This is a genomic window from Paenibacillus sp. 01T442, from assembly GCF_056398345.1.
On sequence record NZ_JBFTPF010000067.1, the window covers coordinates 1 to 21,597 of the forward strand.

Below are 21,597 nucleotides of genomic sequence, written 5' to 3' on the forward strand. Positions count from 1 at the left end.
ACCTAATGGATAGTCCATATTTTCCCGTTCATACTGGGCGTCATAACGGCCGGGGCCTCCTGCTCGAGAAATGAGCACCTGAGCTTCTTTCCCGAACATCTTCCCTCTCGAGAATTCAGTGGTTAAATCCCCGACAACTACCACCTTCCCACGATCACGAATCCAATTAAACGAGCTGTTCATAAGCTCTTCACCATTCCCGCTTGCACATAAGAGGACACTATCTGCGCCACTACCTCCCGTAGCTTCCGCGAGACCTGCTTCCAAGTCCTCTTGCTTGTCGTAAGATCGGCTTACTCCACACTGCTTAAGGAACGCCACACGCTCGGTATTCAAATCATAACCAAGGGTGGGATAAGCAGCGGCAGCCGCAATTTGAGCAGTAATATTCCCCAGGATACCTAATCCAACCACGACTGCCGACTCTCCAAATCTCAGATCAGCTGTCCGTAAAGCATGAATGGCTATGGCTCCAAGTCCAGCGAAGGCTGCCTCTTCCGGGCTGACATGCCCGGGTACAATCGCGGTAAGATTAACCGGCACTGACATTAGCTCCGCATGTCGAACATAAGGGCCGCCATAGCAGGCGACCCTTTGTCCCGGATGCAGCGAAGTCACAGCTTTGCCCACTTTTTCTATGATTCCTACGGCGCTGTAGCCTAGTCCGATTGGTTTGTCTTTTGATCTGTTTGCAATCGTCAATTCCGTACCGGGACTGATAGCGGAATATTCAGTACGTATGAGGACGTGACCATCAAGAAGATCCGGCTCTTCTACGTCGATCGTTACGATGGATCCTTCTCTAGCGGCGATGGCTTTCATCATTTTTTCCTCCCAAGTAGTAATTGGTCAGTTGAAGCGCTCTTGCGAAATTCGCTCGGCGAGAAACCGAAGTATTTCTTGAATGTACTGGTAAACGTAGTGGAATTCAAATACCCGGTTTTTTCACTGATCTCGGAGACCGGCATATCGGTGTTCTTCAACAATTCTTTGGCATGTGACAACCTTACCTTGTTCAAATAATCAACAAAGTTGACCCCGAATGTTTTCTTGAAATAATTGGAGAAATACTTCGGAGATGTCTCCATTTTTTCGGCCATATGGTCCAAATGTAAATTGCTCATATAATGCTCTTCTATATACTGGGCAACGAAAGTAGGATTCAGCTTGCTTCTTTGTCCGTTCTTGATCTTGTCTGCAATGACCTTAACCGCTTGGATTAGGGTGCTTTGAATACCCTCATAATGGTAGGCGGCTTCCACTTGCGTATTAAATTCCAATTCCAACGCAAGGATGACTTTCGTTTCGATATTGCTCATTTCAAGATGCTTCAGTAAATAGTAAAACATCGTTTTCGCAACCGGCACCAACTGGTAATGGTGAATTCTCCGTTCTATATTTAAAGCAAAGATCTCATTGATAATCCTAATACATTCGGCAACATTGCCGCTTACAAGAAAGTTGGAAGATTTCTCAATCTCATCAAGAGGATAATAAACCTTCCACGTAAATCGGATAGAATCATAGTCGATAATTGGATCCTCAGAATGGATGTTTCGATAAACAAGGCAATGTGATAAATCCTGATATGCCTTATGGCAGTTCTCCGTTAAAGATGGATAAAGTCGGCTGACCGCAGTCAAGACGAAGCAATCTTTCCACAACTCTGTCTTCTCCTGCAGCACATAAGCGCGTAGTTGTTTAACAGCTAGCTCGCGCTCAGCCTGCTGCCCAAATCCTATCAACACCACAAACCTCAGATTTGATTGATGAAAAACAATCGCCTTTCCCGGTTGCTCACGTAGACCGTTCTGAATAGCTTGGGTATGTTCTTGGATGTTAAATGCCACTTTACCCGAATTGGGATGGAGATGAATAGTGGCTATAATAAAATATTTATTCTGAAAAAATTCAGTGAAATAATGCTGCAGTCGCTGTTCGGTTTCCCTTAAATGGTAACCATCGCCTAGAGCATTCAGAAAAGCGCCTTTGCGCATTTCTGAGTAGATGACATCTATCTGGGTTTTGAAGGATTCGTTCTCGTGCTGAATTTTGGCAATCCCGGTAAAGATGTTCCGAAAGTCCGCTCTTCCTTGATCCCATCCTCCTACTAGCTTGAGAATGTTCCGCACCGGCGTATATAAGTACATGCTGAGCAGAGCGGAAAGTAAGATGGCGCTCACGATGGCAATGATGATAATTTGTCGATTAGCATCCCCTACTGATTTCATATTCGCAAATTTGTAGGGAGCCTTGTTAATATACACAAAGTCGTTATAGTCCGATTTAAAAAGATTGTATTCGTAATTCTTTTTCTTCAGCGTTGCTTCTGGACCCTCTCCGACATTAAGATCATTCAGAACTTCAACGAGATCCCAGCTCTCCTCCGTGTTAAGGATCACATTCCGATTATGGTCCATTACGATCAGCGAAGTCCCCTGCATCATGGCCATTTGATTGACATGCTGGAGCAGCTTATCCGTATTTATAAAAACCAAAACATTCTGATTAGATAATTGATTACTTCCTAGAACGACAAGAAGCTTCCTGAGTGTATCCCCAACTCCGGAAGCCCCTATCTCCGAGTACCTCTCGGATGGAAACACCCGAAGTGGGTGCGTAGTTCCTGCAGTGGATTTCCAAAAATCGGCGTTATATGTTTTGTTGCTGTACTTTTGCCGAAAAAGGTCTTGCATTTGTATCGTACCTKCTGCCGTTATGGCAAGATTGGAATTGTTATTAAATACCACGACTTCTTCGATATAATCGATGGAGGAAACTAACGAACGAATGTCTTTCTGAGACAGATACACTTCGTGCATGTTGAGGATCCCGTCATCACTCTTATCCCAGGTATGGTAAGGCAACTGCTGAATTGAATAAATAATATCGTTAATATCTTTGAAGCTGTCGTCAAAGGAGCGGATCATGTTCTTGACAACCAGTTTGTTGTTTTCACTGACTTGGTTATAAACGCTAGTGAGTGAGTTTTTATAAACCAAATAATTAGAAACAAACATAAGGATCACCATCAAAAGAAGCGCGGAAAAAATTTGTAGAAATCCCTTATTGGCAATCATTTTCATTTTCCCCATCCGTGCACCCCCAACTATATACTTTCTATGAAGCGGGGCTTATCCCTTCTCTGAACCGAGCATAATTCCTTTGGCAAAATACCTCTGGGCGAACGGGTAAATTAAGAGTACAGGTACCATGGATATAAAAATAGTCGCGTTCTTCACAGCTTGAGGCGCAAGTGCCGCCTGATCAACCAATCCTGATTCTTTGGACATGTCAAAGAACAGCATGTCACGCAGAACGACCTGCAATGGATACAATTTCATATCATTCAAATAGATCATCGGAAGGAAAAAGCTGTTCCAATGCCCCATGAAATAAAATAACCCGATTGAAGCGAGCGCCGGCTTAGACAATGGAATGATAATGCTAAATAGAATCCTATATTCAGAAGCGCCATCAATAACAGCTGATTCTCGAAGAGAGCTCGACATTGCTTCATAGAAGCTTTTCAAAATCAGCAGCTCGATCGTCCATATTGCATTTGGAATGACAAGCGCCCACATGGAATCAATCAGATGGAGCTTCTGAACGATAAGAAACGTCGGGATCATACCACCGTTTAGAAACATCGTTAGCACAATAGCTATCATAAAGTATTTTCTCCCGAAAAAGCCGGGTCTCGATAAAGGGTACGCGGCGACGGCCGTCATAAGTAGGTTAATTGCAGTGCCTACCACGGTGTAAAGAATCGTGTTCATATAAGCTCTTGGAATTTTTGGGCTAGCCAATATTTCCTTGTACGCATCCAGATTAAAGCCCTTTGGCCATAGGAAAACCTTGTTCTGTACAATGCTAGCTGTATCGCTGAACGAGATCACCACGATATAAAGAACCGGATAAACCGTCACAATCGCAACGATAGATAGAACCAAGGTAAGGATCATATCGAACAGTGTCCATCTATTTTGGAATGGTTTTCTTTTTACCATAACCCTTTTCCCCCTGCTTTTTTGCTCACGATATTGGAAAACAGCAGCATGAGAAGGGCGATTATCGCTTCAAAAATCCCTACTGCAGCAGCATAGCTATAGTTAGTTTCCAGCAGACCCTTTCGATACACATAAGTCGAAAATACATCGCTAACCTCATATGTCATGGGGTTGTAAAGCAGGAGCACCTTCTCATAACCAATCCGAAACATCGACCCGGTTTTGATAATGAACAAAATGAGGATGGTAGGCATGATGCTGGGAATGGTGATATAACGTATCATTTGAAAGCGCGATGCTCCATCCACCTTGCCCGCTTCGTACAATGTCGGATCTATACTGGCAATCGCGGCCAAATAAATAATCGCTTCGTAGCCCATGTGCTGCCAGATTTCACTGGATACATAAATGGTCCGGAACCATTCCGGCGCAACCAAGAAATAGGTTCCCTTAAAGCCAAATGCATGTAAGACAGTATTCACCAAACCATGTGTCGGGGACAGAAAGTCAACAAGCATGCTGCTGACGATTACGACCGACAAAAAAGCCGGCAGGTAACTGAAAGTCTGCACCATCTTTTTGAACTTCACATTTCGAACTTCATTCAACAATACGGCAAAAATAATTGGAAACGGGAAAGCCCATAGCAGGTTGAACAGCCCAAGCAGCAGCGTATTTTTGAACAACAGGAAAAAATCGGGGCTGTTAAAAAATTGTCGGAAGTGCTTCAAGCCGACCCACTCGCTCCCCAAAATCCCTTGGTACACACTGTAGTCCTTAAAAGCGATAATTAAGCCGTAGAGAGGGCCATATCTGAATAGAATGAAGAAGACGATACAAGGAATAAATAGGATAAGAAGCTGACGATCACGCTTCATATGACTCCAAGTGGACTTAAGGCGAGAACTGGGAATGCGGTTACTCTGCCGCTGCGAAATCTCTGGTTGTGTCGCTCGCATGGGATTTCCTCCTATCATAAGGATAGAGCACCCGGATAGATCCCCACCCGGGTGCCGCTTCCTAGATCATTAATTTAACTGTATTATTTCGCTTCGTCGTAACGTTTTTGCGCAGCATTGTGGGCATCAATAAATTTGGTTGCGCCTAATTTTTCGGCATTTTGCTGCCATTCTTTCCACTCAGCTTCCCCAAACTCTTTTTTCATAACGTACTTCGTACTAAATTCGTTGGCCGCCTTCTCGAGTGATGCCTTAAGCTCCGCCAGTGTTTTAGTCTCCTGATCCGTAAACTTCAGGACAGGATCTGCAGGCTCAAACTTCTTATTTTTCACAATTTTATCTTGGGCTTCCTGCTCTTTCTCGGTAAAGCTGTAGTATACGCTGCGCTTATCTGGACGCAGGTACATGCCTTCAAGCCACAAGCCATACTTCTTCTCTAGGGCTTTGATATCTACGTTGGCTACATCCTTCAGCTCAGGATAAACGGGTTTGTTGTTTTCCATTTTGAAAGTTTCTCCCTCCACACCCATTGTAACAAGCGAGGAGCCGGAAGGACTGGTCAAGTAATCAAGCAGCTTTAAAGCAATTTCTTTATTACTGTTGTTCGCTACAACGATTCCGAAGTTGTCGATTTTCGGAAGGGTTCTAATATTGCCAGTAGGCCCGACCGGATTCCCATAGCGCAGGTTGTATGTTGGATTTTGAGCTTTTACTGAATTAGCGAACGCATCTAATCTTCCGATCCAGTCAAAAGTGACGAACGATTTATCGTTCGTGGTCATTTTCGCCGTCCAGGAAGCATCCGTGTCGGTAATAAACTCTGGATCCAGGAGTCCTTCGTTATAAAGCTTTTTCATAAATTCAAGCATATCTTTGTACTCGGGTTGGGTAGTGGCAAGTTTCCAAACCTTTGCTTTTTCGTCGTAATAAGCAGGTGTGCTCGCTCCGCCTACTCCCCATCCATATGACCAATCCCTGAAAATGAATTCCTTTGTTTTGGAAGCTACAGGATAGGATTGCGGATAGGTTTCCTTCAATTTTTTGAGTGCTTGATAAAACTCCTCGGTATTGCTCCACTCCTTAATACCTGCCTTATCAAATATATCTTTGCGGTACAGGAATCCGTGATTGACGTCACGCTGCAGGCCATAGAGCGGCCAAGCATACATGTTGTTCTTGTCATCAGACCAAGATTTCATGACCCAATTGTTCTCTTTATCATCAACATAAAGTTTTTTGAAGTTCGGAAGATCCTTCAAGTGTTGGCTAATTGGCTCAAGCGCCCCTTGCCCTCCCATCTTGTTCAGCTCGGCCAGCGTCTGTCCGTGAAAAATATCAGGAAGTTTCCCGGAGGCAACAATAACCTTTAACTTGTCTTTGTAGGTTCCCGAGGAATAGGCTTGAATGTCCAGTTTAATGCCTGTGCGTTTTTCAATCTCCTTGACAACCAATGAGTCGCCCAAATTCGGGTTATCGCTAACAAGCATCCAAGAAAGTGTCGTCGGTTTATCAACGATAGGAAGCTTTATTCCTCCAGTATCGCCGTAATTAGCCGTTGGTGCTGCCGATACTGGCGGTGCAGATGTTGGTGAAGCTGAAGCAATAGTGTCCTTAGGTTTATCGCTGCTACATCCTGCGACAAGCAAAGTTACCAGCGAAAGTGTTGAGAGTAAAGCAGTATTCTTTCTTTTCATTTTTCTTCCTCCCTTTAATTTTTTCTTGAGCCTAACAGCAAACAGCTTACTTGCCAATTCATAAACCTATGTAAAACCGTGCTGTGTAAAATTAGCATAAAAGCGCTTTCATTCAGCGTAAACAAAGCGTTTTCAGATGCCTTTTATTTTTCATAGGCATTCACCCCTATTTTCAAAAAAAGGCTTATACATCGTGGGTTTGCACCGTGTGGAAAATCATAATACTGTAGAAAATAATAACATTCGGCTGACATTTGGCATTCTATTTATTACTTCCTACTCCTGCCTACTCTTGCTATTCCATCCATTGCAAGTTTGGCGGCTCCGATTAATCCGGCCCGATTACCTAACTGGGCCACCTCCAGCACCGTCTTCTGCCCTGATAGGGCATCCAGTTTCGACCTCAGATAGTCCCACCAAACATCGTGAGAATCGACCAGCCCTCCCCCAATAATAAACTTGTGGGGATCCAGCATATTGCGAATACTAATGATACCGGCAGCTAGATCAGCAGCAAAGACTTCAACTGCTCGGACTGCTCGTGGTTCTCCTTCCGTACACTGCTTTAGAAGAATGTGGCTATTCCATTCGGGTTCGATATTCCTTGCTATCCGGTTGAGAGCTGTTCCAGATCCATACTGCTCAAGACAGCCATTCTGCCCGCAATTGCACGGATGTCCTCCCAGAACCAGCAGGATATGACCGACCTCGCCCGCTCCTCCGTTTGCTCCATGAATAATTTCCCCCTTATGAACGATAGCACCGCCGACGCCGGTCCCAAGGGAAATAAACATAATAGGGCCTGTAAAGAAGGTGTCTCTCAAACCCATCCAAGTCTCTCCAATTGCTGCAGCATTCACATCATTATCGACAAAAGCAGGGAGTCCAAAGCTTCCTTCTACCAAATCCCTCAAGGGGGTCCCCGTCCAACCTGGCAGATTGTCTGTCGCATATAGAACGGTTCCTGCTACCGGATCAATTCTACCTGCAGATCCAATTCCTATAGCCCTCACATCGTCAGTGGAGATTTCCAACAGCTCTTCGATCAGTGTAAACAGCTCTCGAAGAATGCCTTCCCTGCCTTCCTTCACCGGCGTGCGTTTGACGAGTTCGGATTTAACTGTTCCGTCTAAGGACAACAGACCTCCCTTTATAGAGGTCCCCCCCAAATCAACACCTATATAATGTGATGAATTCTCTGTCATAACGTCAACTGCCTTCCTGCATCGCGGAAAAATATTGCGCAGTTATCCATTGAGGACGTGTAATGGCTGAACCTACCACAACGAAATAGGCGCCATAACCCAGCGCTAATTTGGCATCTTGCGGCGTCGATATCCCACCCTCAGCCACTGTAGGGACATCCAGCGTCTGCGTCAATCGTTTCACCAAGTCTAAATTCGGAAGAGTGGTCTTGCTGTAAGGGGTATAGCCTGAAAGAGTCGTTGACACGTAGTCCGCTCCCCATTTGGCTGCATTCACTCCTTCTTCATAGGTAGAAATATCCGCCATAACAGGGATTCCCAGCTGCTTCAGCTCTTGGATCACTTGAGACAACTCAAGTCCGTCTGGTCTGGGACGGGAGGTGGCGTCCAAGGCAACAATATTTGCGCCTGCCTGATAGACGGCGACAGCATCGGCAATAGTCGGTGTAATGTAGATGTCATAGCCTACGTAATCTTTCTTCCAAAGTCCGATGATAGGCAGATCTACAGCCTGACGGATTGCTCGTATATCTTCAGGACTGTTGGCTCTGATTCCCTGAGCTCCCCCTTCAAGGGCAGCCTTCGCCATAACCGCCATATGTTTAGAACCATAAAGCGGTTCATCCTGTAAAGCCTGGCATGAAACCACAAGTCCACCTTTTGTAATTATGCTGGTCATATTCATTCTAAATCTCTCCCTTAATCATCAATTAAAGAGTGACTCATTCAAAAGTCCTAATAGTAATCCCGACGAGGTGATAGCCTGGGTCCATCCGCTTTCCATACAATAGGGCCCCCAACCCGTATCTCCGTTGTTACCGAAGTATTCCTCGATTTTCAAATCATAAGCGCGCATCCACCCTCCATGATAACGGGGATCCGCACTGTTGATTTGGATGCGGCATATATAGGCTGACAAATCATCATATAGAGTCTTATACCCGGGTTGCCCAGTCGCCTTCCAAGCTTCCCAAATGTTCATCAAGAGAAAATTATTCGTGTAGAGCTGGTCGGCAATACCTTCCCCATTATGAATGAATACGCCGGCATCTTCCTTCCCGAACCTGTCCGGATCCGGATTATCTGCTTCTTCGATCCCTCCGAGGTGGCTCTGATGAGAAAGTAGATATTCAACTATCCGCTCCAGAGTGGAAAGTGTCTCCCCGCTCTCATCGAATCGTCCTAAAAATCCAAGAGGAAGCACAAATCGGCTATACCCCGACGTTCGGCTGTACATGAAAGTGAGATCTTCGATCCGCGAGGCCAGGTACAAGCTTCCTTTTAACGCTGTATCTACGTACTCCTGTTTTCCTGTCACCAAGTAAGCTTGGATAAAAGCGGCATGTGCGATGCTCTCAAAATGTGGATTTAAGCTGGGAGGCAGTTCCCCGGCTCCTGCTAGACCCAGCTTCTCGAGTTGTCTGCGGAATAATACGATTGGCCTGACTCCATTCCCATTCTGTGTGGAAAGAAGCGTTTCAGCAAGAGGCAGCCCCCGCTCCAGATACTCAGACCTTCCGGTTTTTCTATATAAATAAAGAAGGACTAAGCAAACCCAGGCGTTGTCGTCTGTGAACATTTGATCCGGGTAACGGCCTGGATAATCGTACCACTTAAACAAACCATAGGAAGGTGAATCCTTCTCCATATCCTGAAACCCGTTTTCAAACAAAGACGTCAATAGCTGATGAGACTTATCCAGATAGCGGGGATCTTTCTTCCATGTACCATACAAATAGAATAGAAGAGCCGTATGCGCCGTGCAGTCAGGCCTGCGATCCGAAGAAAGGGCGCCGGTTACGGAATGAATGTTCTCAAATACACCAGCGCTTCCGTCCATGGCCGGGAGAATGCCGGAAGTCTCAAACCAACGGATACTGGCTTCCACGGCTTCGTCCGGGGAAGTCCCATTCGAAGTCTTTATAACTTCTGGCCAAACAATCAAAGGAAGCTTAGTTTCTGCCGCTAATGACTCTATGACCATTCCCCAACGGGAATAAGGTCTAAACGCTTCTTTCATTTCGCTAGAATAGAGAGAAAAGGAGCAGTGCACCACCAGGCCTGCACCCAAACGTCTTATGGATAAACCGGGATGTGCAGGAGATGACGTTCGTTCTTCCGCAAAGTGAGTCCCGTGAAACGAGCCAAATTCCAGCAAGGATTTGTTCGGTTCGTCTGGCATAGGGAAGCCCAAAGCATAGGCTCCACTCCACTCCAGCAGCGCTCCTTGTTCGAGCCCGGACTCCTCATTTGCTCGTACTACCCTTATTTTTTCAAGCGTTCTGCGGGTCTTGGGGAAATCTTGCTTCCAGCCAAACAGCCTAGAACTAGAAAAATCAAAAGCTTCTAAAAGCTCCGCGTAGAGCAAACCTCCGCCCTCCACAAACCGCCATAAACGGGGCACCATGGGTGCGGGAATAATCGCAGGCTCGTCTATGCGGGATGATCCGATTAACAAGATTGCACTGTATTCTTCGATGTTTATGGATTCCAGTTCTTCCCACGGGAACCATCCAGCACCTTGACACGGGATATGATCGAGAGGATGTTTGGAACAAATTGCAATTTTCATGTGAAGCCTCCATCCTTTTGAATAAAAAATACGTTATTCCTACCAAGACAATCATTTGAACCTGATAAGTCACACGGCATGAATGGAAGGCCAAGCCAGCTCTACTCCAGCTTTTTTCAGCATCTCTTGAAAAGCGGCCAGTTCATTCTCTTGGCTGCGAACTTGATGCGGCTCTAGACCCCGGTCTAAAGCATACGCCGCCAACCACCCTGCTGCCTCTCCAATATTCCATTCAACGGGATGCAGTCGGTAGCAGCCATTCGTTATATGCGTCGTCCCTATATTCTTGCCGGCCGCCAGCAGGTTTCGCATGCGAATCGGCAGTAGAGCTCCCAAGGGAATATGGAAAGGATAGCTGGAAACATCGATGTAAGAGCGCAGACCCGTACTCGGATGCAGATCGATTCGATAACAGCCAACTCCGACAGAATCCTTGTAGATCTCCGCTCCCCCTGTTCCTCTGAAAGCTGGGCTAAGATGCTGCTCTAGAACAGTCGTCACGGCTCTAATCCGTCTGGATTCCCTGATATAAGGGGCTTTGGCCAAACCATCTTCAGTTCCTACCACATCTGGACGCAGTCTAAGCCCAGGATACCCCTGCCAGCCGTCCGGGCGCGGAGCCTCTGTCTGCATCCAATAGAGTAAAGAAAGGCTGAGCTGCTTCGCACCGTGAAGATGCTTCGCCCGTTCCTTTTCAGAAACATCAATGATCGATCCTAGCCAATAGTCATTCTGCGGCCAATTGACCAATGTCATATCACTATCGAAAGTGCCTTCGGCGAAGTTTCGTTTGTCGATGATTCTTCTATACTTCCATAAGGAGAACGACTTTTCATCGGGAAAAAAGCTGTATCGGACAGGCTCCAAGGTATGAGGCACTAGCCCCATCCAGCTTAACTGGCGATCCGGCCAGAAATCAGCTTGATAGCCCCGCCAAAAGTCGTACTGCTCTGGCTTGGCAATGGTAAAGTCCTGACCTTCTATATGGTCAACTGCATAGCAGTAAGTGAAAGCTTGCATATCCATAGGATCAGGTGCCCCTGATAAAGCATGTGGCTCTCCCGTCTGATCTACGGATTCAGCCCCTGTTACATATTCTGTTCCACTTAAGGGCAGGAGCTCTCCAGTTTCTGTCGCGTCCAAGAAATAAGGAGCTTGAAGCACAATCTCTCCACCTTTGATCAGCTCCTTCACATGGACGGCTCTAATTCGGTCTCCTTCCGTTTCCACATGAATTGGGACATACCCCAAGAGAATTTCCAGCCGTCCGCTATGCAGATAAGGGGCCAGCATATCCCTAAGAACAGCCAATGCAGCTCTAGGTTCATGAGCGATGCTGCTGACAATAGCATTCCCTGGATTGAAAAGAACTGCTGAGGACGAGCCTGCTGCCAAAGGGAAATTGCGCTTATAATACTCACGGATTCGGTTCCTAAACTCCCTATAAGTTGCCGTACTACCAAACTGTTCTATCCACGGATGCTCATCAGGAGGCACTGCCTGATTCGTCAGTTGACCGCCAATCCAGTCCGTTTCCTCCGTCATAATGACCTTCCTGCCGGCACGCGCTGCCGCAAGTGCCGCTGCACACCCACCTGTTCCCCCACCGATAATGACGATGTCTGCCTTATGTTCATTCCTCATATTCCCAGCTCCTTACCCATTAAGTAGTCAACTGCAGCTTGCTGTAAAGAAGGCGCTCGATCGTACATCAAGAGCGCAGGTACATCTGGAAGGTGCCGCAGGTCATAGTTAGAACCAAAGTGAACGAGAATCACGTTCTTCCTCTCTCTAGCCATTCGATTAACCTCGGATAATACCTCAGGATTCATTAATTTATTGTAAGTGAGGGAAATAAGTAACGGTGCCGAGCTACAGGAATTCATCGCTTCCACGACTTCCTCGTAGCTCTCCAATCTCTTTTCCATAGCAAAGTCCGCATCCATACACAGTTGGTTACGAAATAGTTCAGTCTGCCGATCCCACAATAAACACCATTCCTTCGAACGGTCTCGCTGGGCAGTGAAGATCGGTTTCATTCCATGGACAGGTGTAACCGCCTTCTTGGCCAGCTTAAGGCTGACTTCTTCATGGTCGGGATTCGCCACATAACGCCCACGATCCGTTAGCAGCTTTGACGCCATCTTCTCTCTATTCAGGCCATATTTCTGTTTGACTTCCAAAATGCGGATAACGGATTCCTCGATTCTCTCCATCGAGATACGCCCTGTATTAACTGCTTTAATCACAGCTTCTACCATAGCGTCCTCCTCTTCAGGTGTCTGCCCTGTCGCAAGCAGGATATCAGCTCCGGCTTCAATAGCAAGGATACATGCATCTGGCAAGGAATATTGGGCCGTTACCCCTTTCATGGATAGGCCGTCCGTTACGATTAGCCCCTGGAAACCTAACTTATTTCGCAACCACMCCGTTGTGATCTCCTTCGACAGAGAAGCAGGACGGAGGGATGACTCCCAAGCAGGAACAGCGATATGGCCAACCRTGACGGCTTCTACCCCGGCACTAATGGCCTCCCGGAAGGGAGCAAKCTCGAAGCTTTCCAGTCTTTCCGACTGGAAAGAAAGCACTGGCAACGCCAAGTGTGAGTCTACGTTCGTATCTCCATGCCCGGGAAAATGTTTTGCCGTCGCAATCAAACCGTGGTCTTGGTACCCTCTAATAACAGAACAAGCCAGTTCAGCAACAAGCTCCGGATCTTCCCCGAAGGAGTGGGTCCCGATGACCGGGTTATCTGGATTGATATTGATGTCCACTACCGGACTGTAGTTGAAGTTGACTCCCATAGCTAATGATTCCTCGGACGTTATTCGTCCTGATTCATAAGCCAGATTTACATCTCCCGACACCCCAAGCGCTTTATTTTTGGGAAAATGAACGGCTCCGCCCTGAAGCTTGCAGCCTGCTCCTGCTACATAATCCGCGGAGATGAAGAGGGGAATTCCCCTCCCTGTCCCTATAGCCGCTTGTTGAAGCCCATCTGTCAGGGTTCGAACCTGCTCGGGATCAACCAAGCTGTCCATATCCAGAAAAATTCCCCCAACCTTGCGTTCCACAACCAATCGCTTTGTCCGCTCTGAAAGCACAGTCCCTCGGTTGGTCAGAGTGAACAACTGTCCTACCTTCTCCTCCAAGCTCATTGTTGCCAGTATTTCGAACATCTTTGTTTCCCTCCATATACCTTTGGTCCCCTTCTCTTCTGCTTGTTTTACAACCTTTTCATGCTGCTGATTAACCAAGCTATTGGACGCATCTTCTTTATCCCGCTGATGTTCAGCTTGTGCTAAAGCATTTGACAGCTGCATGAAAACAGAGGTCATTATGCTGCCTTCAGCTTTGCCTTCCTCCAGAAGCCTTCTTATGGATTCCATATTGCTTACTACTCGGATCGTAACCGGTACAGTCTTGAGGGTTACCCCTTGAAGACTGACAGTTGCTTGCACTTCTGCTATTCCCAGATTTTTCCCAATCAAAGCTCCATCTCGGACATCAGCCACCGCCGGATCCATTACTGTGATTTGAACCTCACCTTCCGATAATCGAGCTTCTTGACCATTAGCCAGAACACCCTTTACCGTTATTAGCGAGTCCTCCCCGCGCGTGAACTCGTTGCTTCCAACCTCAAGCGTTACGTCCTTGAGCGGAACTGGAAGCCTATACAGCTTCGCACCTAACGTATAATAGACACTTCCGTCACGCCTAGTGCTAGCAGATTTACCGTACCCTCTACGAAATACCCACCGCAACTAGCACTGCCAACACAAGCATGAACTATTTTCGACGAATAACCATTCTTCAGCCTCCTATCAATTAGTAGTGCCGTAGTGCCGCATCTTCATGCCAAAAAGGAGAGCTTCACCGGATCGATGCGACCTTCCATCKGGACACCTTGAACCCATCTTTCCCATTCGTCTGTTATGAATTTACCGATCTGCGGCAAGCCATTATTGACCGCACCTGCAATATGACCGGTTAGCACCACATTTGGCAGCGTGCGAAAAGGGTGATCTGAAGCCGGCGGCTCAKGTTCCGTCACATCAAGGCAAGCAAAGAAACGGCCCAGCTTCAGATGTCGGATAAGAGCTTCCTCGTGAATGATGGAGCCCCTCGCTGGATTGATCAGAATGGCATCATCCTTCATTAAACCGAGTCTGTCCTCATTAAGTAGCTGATAGGTCTCCGGTATCTCGGGTGCCATGACCGCTACCACATCTGCTGCGGCTAGCAGCTCCTCCAATGGAACTAGCTTAGCCCCCAGCTCCGCTGCTTGAACTTCCGTATAGGTAGGATCACTAAGGAGAATCTTTACATCGAAGCCTTGCAGAAGCTTGATGTAATGCCGTCCTGCATGACCAGCTCCTATTACACCTATCGTTATCCCGAACATTTCCCTTATTCGGCTTCTAACCGAATCCTGCTGAAAACCCCACCAGTCTTTATTTCGCGTGTAATCGATAATCTGCCACATATTTTTCAAAGAAGCGATAGTAAGCCCTAGTGTTGTTTCCGCCACCCCCCTGCTGAGCATCGAAGCGGCGCCAGTCACCTGGATTCCCCGCTCCCACAACTCTGGAGTAACTACAGTTTTTACAGATCCGGCAGCATGAAGCAGTGCCCGAAGATCAGGTGCTTCTGCAAGAAGTTCACTGTCCAGAGGGGGACAACCCCAGGAAGTAATCACAGCGTCAGCCCCTTGGATCAACCGTTTCACCGTTTCGGGGGATGGGTTTCCTTCTTCCTGATTCAGGGTCACTCTTCGGGAGAGTCTGCCCAGCTTTTCTAATTGAGAGGGTGTGAATACTCTTCGGGTTATGCGCATGCCCGGAATAATTGCAAGATGTAAAGTCATAAGCTCTTCTCCTTTTCACACGACTGAAGGTAAACGGTTTCATTTAGTAACTTGCTTTTTTCTCATTCGCATATCGAAACTGATATTCAGAAGGCGATTGCCCCGTCTGCTTCTTGAAAGCCTTACTGAACGAGTGAATCGATTGATAGCTAAGTAACTCAGCCACGCGGGTTACTGTGTTATCCTCATCATGGAGAAACTGCATAGCCGTTAATATCCGTCTCTTCGAGAAGTAAGCTTGTAGACTGGTGCCCATCTCTTCTCTAAATACATGAGATAAATACGAATAGCTATAGCCAAGAACATCCGCAACACTACTAAGTTCCTTCAACTCCAAAACTCGTTCATTCATGTATTGAACCGCACGCTCAGCAATCTCCCTTTTGCCTCCAATGGATGGAACCATATGGTCAGATGTATCGATATTACGCTCCACTTGTCCCAAGTAATTGCGATATGCCGTAACCAATATCTGATTTACATAGCTTCCAGCCATCAATAGCAGGTGACGATTTTCGTACCGAATCTCTCTAAGCAATTGATCGAATAAGTCCGCTAACCCCCAGTGGTCCCTGCGGACTGGATCTTTCTTCTCCCAAAGCACGCTATTCATACAAGCGAAGGGATGCTCACCTCTCTCCGAATCATGAAGCTCAAACCGGATGTAACAGATCTGCAGCTCGTCGGTATCTTTTGAGGAGATCATGCAAGTATGAACCGGCATTCTAACCAGGCAGTCACCCTTCCGAATCTGGTATACGCTACCATGAATAGATACGACACCAGATCCCTCTGTCACATACCCTATATCCCAAAACCGATCCTCATGAGGTCCTTGAAACCCGATTGTATCCCGAAACAACCGACGTTCTCCAACCTGCCAAAGGGTGAAAAAATCATAAACAAAAGGTTCCTTCAACCATGCAACTTCCGGTAAGGTCTTATTATGCCGATATGTAAACAACTGGTAGGCCATTCCGTTCCCTCCCCCATGACTTTACTTAGGTGATGGCTCACCTGTTCTAACTCTTATTTTCGTAAAAACTGGGCATTATTGAAATGATGCAATCTTATGATAAACAAGAAAATCTTACGGTTTTGTGAAAACGGTTTCTCTAGTTCCATACAACCGACTCTTAACCTCCCTGATTCCTATTGTAAAAAGGGGCAGTTCCCGAACCGCAAATACATGCGTTTCGGGGACTGCCCCTTTACCGAACTTATTTATTTTTTAGATTTTGCGTACCAATCTGTTACTTCTTTAATCACGTCGTTTCCGCCATCGTTCTTCCACTGCTTCACGAAGTTATCGTAGCCGTCTAGCTTTTCTGCTCCTGCGAATACCTTGATAATGTAGTCATTCTCGGATTTAGTGAGCTTCTGGATATTAGTTCCGAGCAGAGGAAGCGGTGGCGCGAAGATCAAAGGATCTTTCTTGCCATAGGACATCTGCTTCTGAATTTCCTCGAAGGTTTCATACAGCACCGGGTCCTTACGGACCCTCAGCAGCCAAAGGTCTTGGAACACTTCCGGATTCGTTGAGGTCAGGAACCAGTCCGCATTACCGCGCTCATCATTAAATTTCGGAAGAATAGGGAACATCTTTCCGTTCTCTTTCTTGAAATGAACGCCTTCCTCACCGACAGATAAATTTTGGAACAGCTCAGGCTGAACCTTTAAATCTAGGTATTTCATTGCCTCTTGCTTGTTTTTAGAAACCTTAGGAATGGCAATATACCAGCTGATTCCTCCACCTTGAATCATTTGAGCTTGCGTTCCGTCCTTACCCTTAAGCCCCGGTATTAGCGTGATCTTAGCGGTAGGGAAATTTTTCAACATCGCTGTTGTTACGGCTGGGGCCATCCCCCAGCCGTAAGGAATGACGGCTGCTTTGCCGCTGGAGAATTTCTGTTGAACTGTAGCCGCCTTGTTCACGGGCCATTCTGGATCCAAAAGACCCTCGCTGTAAAGCTTACTCATAAACGCCAGGTATTCCTTCATCCCCGGATCGTCAAGGCGGTTAACCAGCTTTCCATCCTTCTCTAACCACTGAGTCGCAATGCCAAAGGCACCAGAGATTTCTGTGATCACACTCTCAAATCCCGCAAACGGAATCATGTCCTTCTTCTTTTCTTTAATGGTCTTCAACAGCTGATAAAATTCATCAAGGCTAGTCGGCACCTTCATACCTAACTCATCAAGGACATCTTGGCGTATAGCCAAAGAGCTGCCGACAAAGCCTCTTGGATGTCGTTCTGGAATCCCGTATATCTTACCGTCAACCTTGGCCGCCTCGAAGGACTCCGGCGTATTTATCTTCGCAAGTGTCTGTCCATAATTCTTCAGGAGATCGTCTAATGGTTCAAGTGCCCCTTGAGAGGCCAGCTTCCGATATTGGGAACCTGATAGCTTAAGAATATCGTAAGGCTCCTTATTTGCCATTAACAGGTTCAGCTTGTCGTCAGGATTTTCCAAGGGCAGCGTTTCATATTTTACCTTGTAGCCCGTCTTTTCCTCCAACATCTTCGCAACCGGATCTTGATTCGTGTCAAAGTTTCGTTGGAAACCAAGCTGCCTTAGCTCGGGTTTAGGAGCATCCACCTTGGCAGATGCGCTTGGGCTTGTCCCGGTACCAGAGCCTCCATTATTAGCACCGCAGCCAGTTAGGGCTGCAACAGCTAATGAAACACATATTGACATGGAAATAAGTTTCTTCATCTAATCTCCCCCGTATACTTATACTTGAGAGGATCTAACCTCTCTTCGTTCACTATACCATGGGTCCGTTCATTGGTATTTGTCAGAAGATGCTCTCTATGTTGTCAGGATAYGCCTTCTGACGGATGTTTCATGGCAGGGAAACGAATCGTCACCTTAGTACCTAGACCCTCTTCGCTTTCATAAGACAATCCAAACGAATCCCCGAAATAAAGCTTGAGCTTTTCATTGACGTTTTTGATTCCATACCCTCCTCCTTGGTCACCTGTCAGCAGTCTCTTCATCTTTTCCTCCGTCATGCCAACCCCGTCATCTTCCACGATAAATAGCACCAGACCGTCGCAAATTTGGCCTGATATTCGAATCAGACCCCTTTTGTTTTCCTTCTCCCGAATCCCATGTAGAATAGCATTTTCCACAATGGGCTGAAGTACAAGCTTCACTGTCGTCATCTCCAGGATCTGTTGCTCCACCTCTATGGACACTTTAATACTTCCAGAAAACCTTTTGTTTTGAATATCTAGGTAAATCTGAACATGAGCGAGCTCATCATCAATCGAAATAACATCTTTTCCCTTACTCAAACTTAACCGGAAGAACTTTGCCAATCCCCCTACAAGGTAGCTGATGTCCTGGGCCTTATGCTTCATGGCCAACCAATGAATCATATCCAGTGTATTGTATAAGAAGTGAGGGTTAATCTGGGCTTGCAAAGCTTTAAGCTCGGCATTCTTCTTTCGGACCTCTTCCTCATATTTCTCCATGATGAGACGCTTGATGTTGTCCGTCATCCGGTTGAAGTTAACCTGTAGAATACCTATTTCATCCTTACTATCCACGGAAATACGTACGTCCCACTTTTCCTCTTCGAACCTCTTCATCTGCTGGATGAGTAGACTGATTCTTCTTGTGATCCCTCCAGACATGAAGAAGGCCATTATTGCCGCGCTAACCGTAGCTAAGATGAACAGCAGCAGCATATAGCTGGCTATTTGGTCGCTGTACTGCATCATTTCCTCATGTGGAATGATGGCTATTAGCCTCCAATCCGTCCCTTCCACCTTCTTATAAGTAACGAGGGATGCTTTGCCATTAACCTCTAGGTTCTGATAGCCACTATCTCCGCTTCCCTTAATAATCTCCTGGAAATATATCGTTGAAGACAAACTTTGACCGATCGTTTTTCTGTCCAAGCCCGAAATGACATTTCCTTCACGAWCAACCAAGTAAACCTCTCCACCATCCGTGATTTCCGTTTGCTTGATGATCCGGTAGATACTATCCTCCAGAACATCCATAGAAACGAGGCCAAGAACGTCCCCAAAGAAGCCCTGAGTTTGCAGGGTGCGCATACAAGAGATAATCTGTTGAGAACCCCTCTGATCCTGATAGTCATGGCTATACGTGGAACGGCAGAACAAACCACCATTCTGCTCAAGTACCAGCTTAAACCACCAAGTGTCCTTGAAATTCTTCATATTAAAAATCGTGCTATTTTCCTTGGCGAATATCCCGGAATCGTTAACAAACAAACGGATGCTGAAAATTTCTCTGCTGTTTTGAGCTGAACGTACCATATCCAGGAGCCGGTTGTAATCGTCTATCTGTTCGGCTAATGGATAATTAACAGGGGACTTCAGCAAAATTTGCTCCAGCTCTTTATTCATAAACAGCATGCTGGAGACGTCCTTCACATTGTTAAGCTTATATGTAATGAATTCGTTAGCTTGCTCGAAAGCACGATCCGTGGATTCTGCGACTTGCCTCTCTATCATCTTAGTAGTCTTATTATAGGAGAACCATGTAACGGCTGCTATGGTTATAGATATCAGCAGCATGTAAGAGAGAAGGAGCTTATATTTAATTCTCAGGTTCCGTAAATATCCGGTCGCAAGCCATTTATTGAGTTTCATGGCGCAACTTCCCTATATTCAGATGGCTTGAAGCCCGTAAGCTTGCGGAATACCTTGGCAAAATAATTCGGATCTGTATATCCGACCTTCAGCGCAATCTCATATAGCTTTAGGCTTCTGTCCTTAACCAAATGCTTGGCCTTCTCAATCCTGACTTGCGTGATGTACTCATTAACAGCAATCCCAAGCTCTTTCTTGAATATCAGACAAAAGTAGGTCGGTGTTAAAAAAACCTGCTTGGCTATCATATCGATGGATATTTCTTCATGATAATGATTATGAATAAAAGCAACAGCTTCGCGTATGACTGCCTTGTCTGGCTGAGTCCCGAGAAGAGCTAACCCATCCCGAATCGCTTCTAACTGGCTTTGTAGAAAATGGGCAATCGAGTCGAGCTGTCCATTTGCAAATAATCTCCATAATTCGTCGTTATCCAGCTCTGTGATTGCTTCCAAAAACACTTTGGTTAAGATGATATACAACTTAAAGAGTCGCTTGCGAATCCACTCAATGGAAGATGATTCCAAATTTCTCAGCTCGAATACGACTTCCTGTATCAGTAAGGACGCCTCTTCGAATTCCTGACGTTGTAGATGCTTCTCGAATCGGAGAAAGGTATCCTTCTCATGAATCAGTTTCGGCTTCGCTCCCCGACCTGTGTGCTCATGAAGAATTGTCGTATTCCACCCCCTATAGAAGCTACACTGAAGCGCTTCCGAAGCTTGCTGTAACGAGCCAATTATAGCTTCAAGGCTCCCTACCGTTCCTCCAACACCTGCCGAAAGACGGGTTTGTAGCTCATTCCGTGCATAGGTCGATAACGCATTCATCATCAGAACGATGGTTTCATTTTCCTTCCMATCCGCCAATCTAAATACAGCAGCAAGTACATGATCATATTCGCAACACAAGCCATCTAAGCCGTAAGAACGAAACATTTCCTCGAGTTTCTCTATGAGAGGCATATTTAATCTGCGGTCTTCACCCATAATCATGCAGCATAYATAGCGGACATCGCCGGAACTGATAGAGTGGATGGCAAGCCATTCCTTCTCCAACTCCTTAACCGAGCCGGTGCCTGCAAGCAAGGCTTGTAAGGCCTTCCCTGATAAGAAAGGTCTGGACTTGATCACTTGGCGTTCCATGTCCTCCAGCCGCTCTCGATTCCCCCGCTCTTGTCTGCAAGCCTCTGCTGCCATAACCAAAACCTCTTGAAGCTTATCTAGGTCAACAGGCTTTTCCACATAATCAACGGCTTGAAGTTGAATCGCAGATCTTAGATATTCTACATCCGAATAGCCGCTTAGAAAAATGATCTTGCAGCCAGGCACCTTGTCTTTAATCCCCTTAGCCAATCCAATCCCATCCAGATGGGGCATTCTTACGTCGCATAAGGCGATATCCGGCTGAAGCTTAACAGCCGCCTCAAGCCCTTCCGCGCCATCCTCTGCTTCCGCTACAACTTTCATCCCCAGCTCTTCCCAGGGGATACAAGATCTAAGACCTTCCCGGGTAATCTCTTCGTCGTCTACAATCAGCACTTTTAGCATAACTGGGCTCTTTCCTTTCCTGCTATGTCTTCGTATGATGTCTGCGGAACAGGCAAAGGGGGTGCCCCCATAAGGCACTCCCTCTTATCCATCTATTCTATCAAATTAG

The 21,597-nt window shown here is 46.3% G+C and carries 15 protein-coding genes; all 15 read right to left on the reverse strand.

The genetic code is table 11. The features are described 5' to 3' along the window. Positions 1-825 (reverse strand): zinc-dependent alcohol dehydrogenase (locus tag AC1DLM_RS28560; RefSeq protein WP_477571868.1); only part of this gene is annotated, 825 nt, incomplete at its 3' end. Continuing rightward, on the reverse strand, positions 822-3,095 hold the full coding sequence (locus AC1DLM_RS28565; protein WP_477571869.1) for a helix-turn-helix transcriptional regulator: 2,274 nt from the start codon (positions 3,093-3,095) through the stop codon (positions 822-824). The genes AC1DLM_RS28565 and AC1DLM_RS28560, both read right to left, overlap by 4 nt. Before the next feature lie 39 nt (positions 3,096-3,134). Further along, positions 3,135-4,010, reverse strand: a complete 876-nt coding sequence (locus tag AC1DLM_RS28570; RefSeq protein WP_441991725.1) for a carbohydrate ABC transporter permease — start codon at positions 4,008-4,010, stop codon at positions 3,135-3,137. Next, positions 4,004-4,969, reverse strand: coding sequence for an ABC transporter permease (locus tag AC1DLM_RS28575; protein ID WP_441991726.1), 966 nt, complete (start codon positions 4,967-4,969; stop codon positions 4,004-4,006). Before AC1DLM_RS28575 ends, AC1DLM_RS28570 begins: the two co-directional genes overlap by 7 nt. Before the next feature lie 83 nt (positions 4,970-5,052). Continuing rightward, positions 5,053-6,663, reverse strand: a complete 1,611-nt coding sequence (locus AC1DLM_RS28580; protein WP_477571870.1) for an extracellular solute-binding protein — start codon at positions 6,661-6,663, stop codon at positions 5,053-5,055. Between the two features lie 269 nt (positions 6,664-6,932). Next, positions 6,933-7,868: an ROK family protein gene (locus tag AC1DLM_RS28585; RefSeq protein ID WP_477571871.1), complete on the reverse strand. Its 936-nt coding sequence runs from the start codon at positions 7,866-7,868 to the stop codon at positions 6,933-6,935. Positions 7,869-7,872: 4 nt separating this feature from the next. Then, a complete protein-coding gene (locus AC1DLM_RS28590; RefSeq protein ID WP_477571872.1) occupies positions 7,873-8,553 on the reverse strand; it encodes an N-acetylmannosamine-6-phosphate 2-epimerase in 681 nt (226 codons plus the stop codon). Positions 8,554-8,574: 21 nt separating this feature from the next. After that, on the reverse strand, positions 8,575-10,440 hold the full coding sequence (locus AC1DLM_RS28595; RefSeq protein WP_477571873.1) for a hypothetical protein: 1,866 nt from the start codon (positions 10,438-10,440) through the stop codon (positions 8,575-8,577). 69 nt (positions 10,441-10,509) lie between these two features. Continuing rightward, positions 10,510-12,084, reverse strand: coding sequence for an FAD-dependent oxidoreductase (locus tag AC1DLM_RS28600; protein WP_477571874.1), 1,575 nt, complete (start codon positions 12,082-12,084; stop codon positions 10,510-10,512). After that, complete coding sequence (locus tag AC1DLM_RS28605) at positions 12,081-14,204, reverse strand: glycoside hydrolase family 3 protein (protein WP_477571875.1); 2,124 nt, start codon at positions 14,202-14,204, stop codon at positions 12,081-12,083. The genes AC1DLM_RS28600 and AC1DLM_RS28605 overlap by 4 nt, the downstream gene beginning before the upstream one ends. Before the next feature lie 89 nt (positions 14,205-14,293). Next, positions 14,294-15,307: a hydroxyacid dehydrogenase gene (locus tag AC1DLM_RS28610; protein WP_477571876.1), complete on the reverse strand. Its 1,014-nt coding sequence runs from the start codon at positions 15,305-15,307 to the stop codon at positions 14,294-14,296. A gap of 43 nt (positions 15,308-15,350) precedes the next feature. Beyond that, positions 15,351-16,283 (reverse strand): helix-turn-helix transcriptional regulator, encoded by a 933-nt coding sequence (locus AC1DLM_RS28615; protein ID WP_477571877.1) that lies wholly within the window; start codon positions 16,281-16,283, stop codon positions 15,351-15,353. Between the two features lie 248 nt (positions 16,284-16,531). Then, entirely contained in the window at positions 16,532-18,025 is a 1,494-nt protein-coding gene (locus AC1DLM_RS28620; protein WP_477571878.1) for an extracellular solute-binding protein, read from the reverse strand. A gap of 104 nt (positions 18,026-18,129) precedes the next feature. Then, a complete protein-coding gene (locus AC1DLM_RS28625) occupies positions 18,130-19,938 on the reverse strand; it encodes a cache domain-containing sensor histidine kinase (protein WP_477571879.1) in 1,809 nt (602 codons plus the stop codon). Then, positions 19,935-21,488, reverse strand: coding sequence for a response regulator (locus AC1DLM_RS28630; RefSeq protein WP_477571880.1), 1,554 nt, complete (start codon positions 21,486-21,488; stop codon positions 19,935-19,937). Before AC1DLM_RS28630 ends, AC1DLM_RS28625 begins: the two co-directional genes overlap by 4 nt. Positions 21,489-21,597 lie beyond the last annotated feature (109 nt).

Excerpts from the sequence above, each read along its gene's own strand:
- AC1DLM_RS28570 (WP_441991725.1), bottom strand. The coding sequence starts at position 4,010 with ATGGTAAAAAGAAAACCATTCCAAAATAGATGGACACTGTTCGATATG.
- AC1DLM_RS28620 (WP_477571878.1), bottom strand. The coding sequence starts at position 18,025 with ATGAAGAAACTTATTTCCATGTCAATATGTGTTTCATTAGCTGTTGCA.
- AC1DLM_RS28590 (WP_477571872.1), bottom strand. The coding sequence starts at position 8,553 with ATGAATATGACCAGCATAATTACAAAAGGTGGACTTGTGGTTTCATGC.
- AC1DLM_RS28615 (WP_477571877.1), bottom strand. The coding sequence starts at position 16,283 with ATGGCCTACCAGTTGTTTACATATCGGCATAATAAGACCTTACCGGAA.
- AC1DLM_RS28585 (WP_477571871.1), bottom strand. The coding sequence starts at position 7,868 with ATGACAGAGAATTCATCACATTATATAGGTGTTGATTTGGGGGGGACC.
- AC1DLM_RS28595 (WP_477571873.1), bottom strand. The coding sequence starts at position 10,440 with ATGAAAATTGCAATTTGTTCCAAACATCCTCTCGATCATATCCCGTGT.
- AC1DLM_RS28600 (WP_477571874.1), bottom strand. The coding sequence starts at position 12,084 with ATGAGGAATGAACATAAGGCAGACATCGTCATTATCGGTGGGGGAACA.
- AC1DLM_RS28575 (WP_441991726.1), bottom strand. The coding sequence starts at position 4,969 with ATGCGAGCGACACAACCAGAGATTTCGCAGCGGCAGAGTAACCGCATT.
- AC1DLM_RS28580 (WP_477571870.1), bottom strand. The coding sequence starts at position 6,663 with ATGAAAAGAAAGAATACTGCTTTACTCTCAACACTTTCGCTGGTAACT.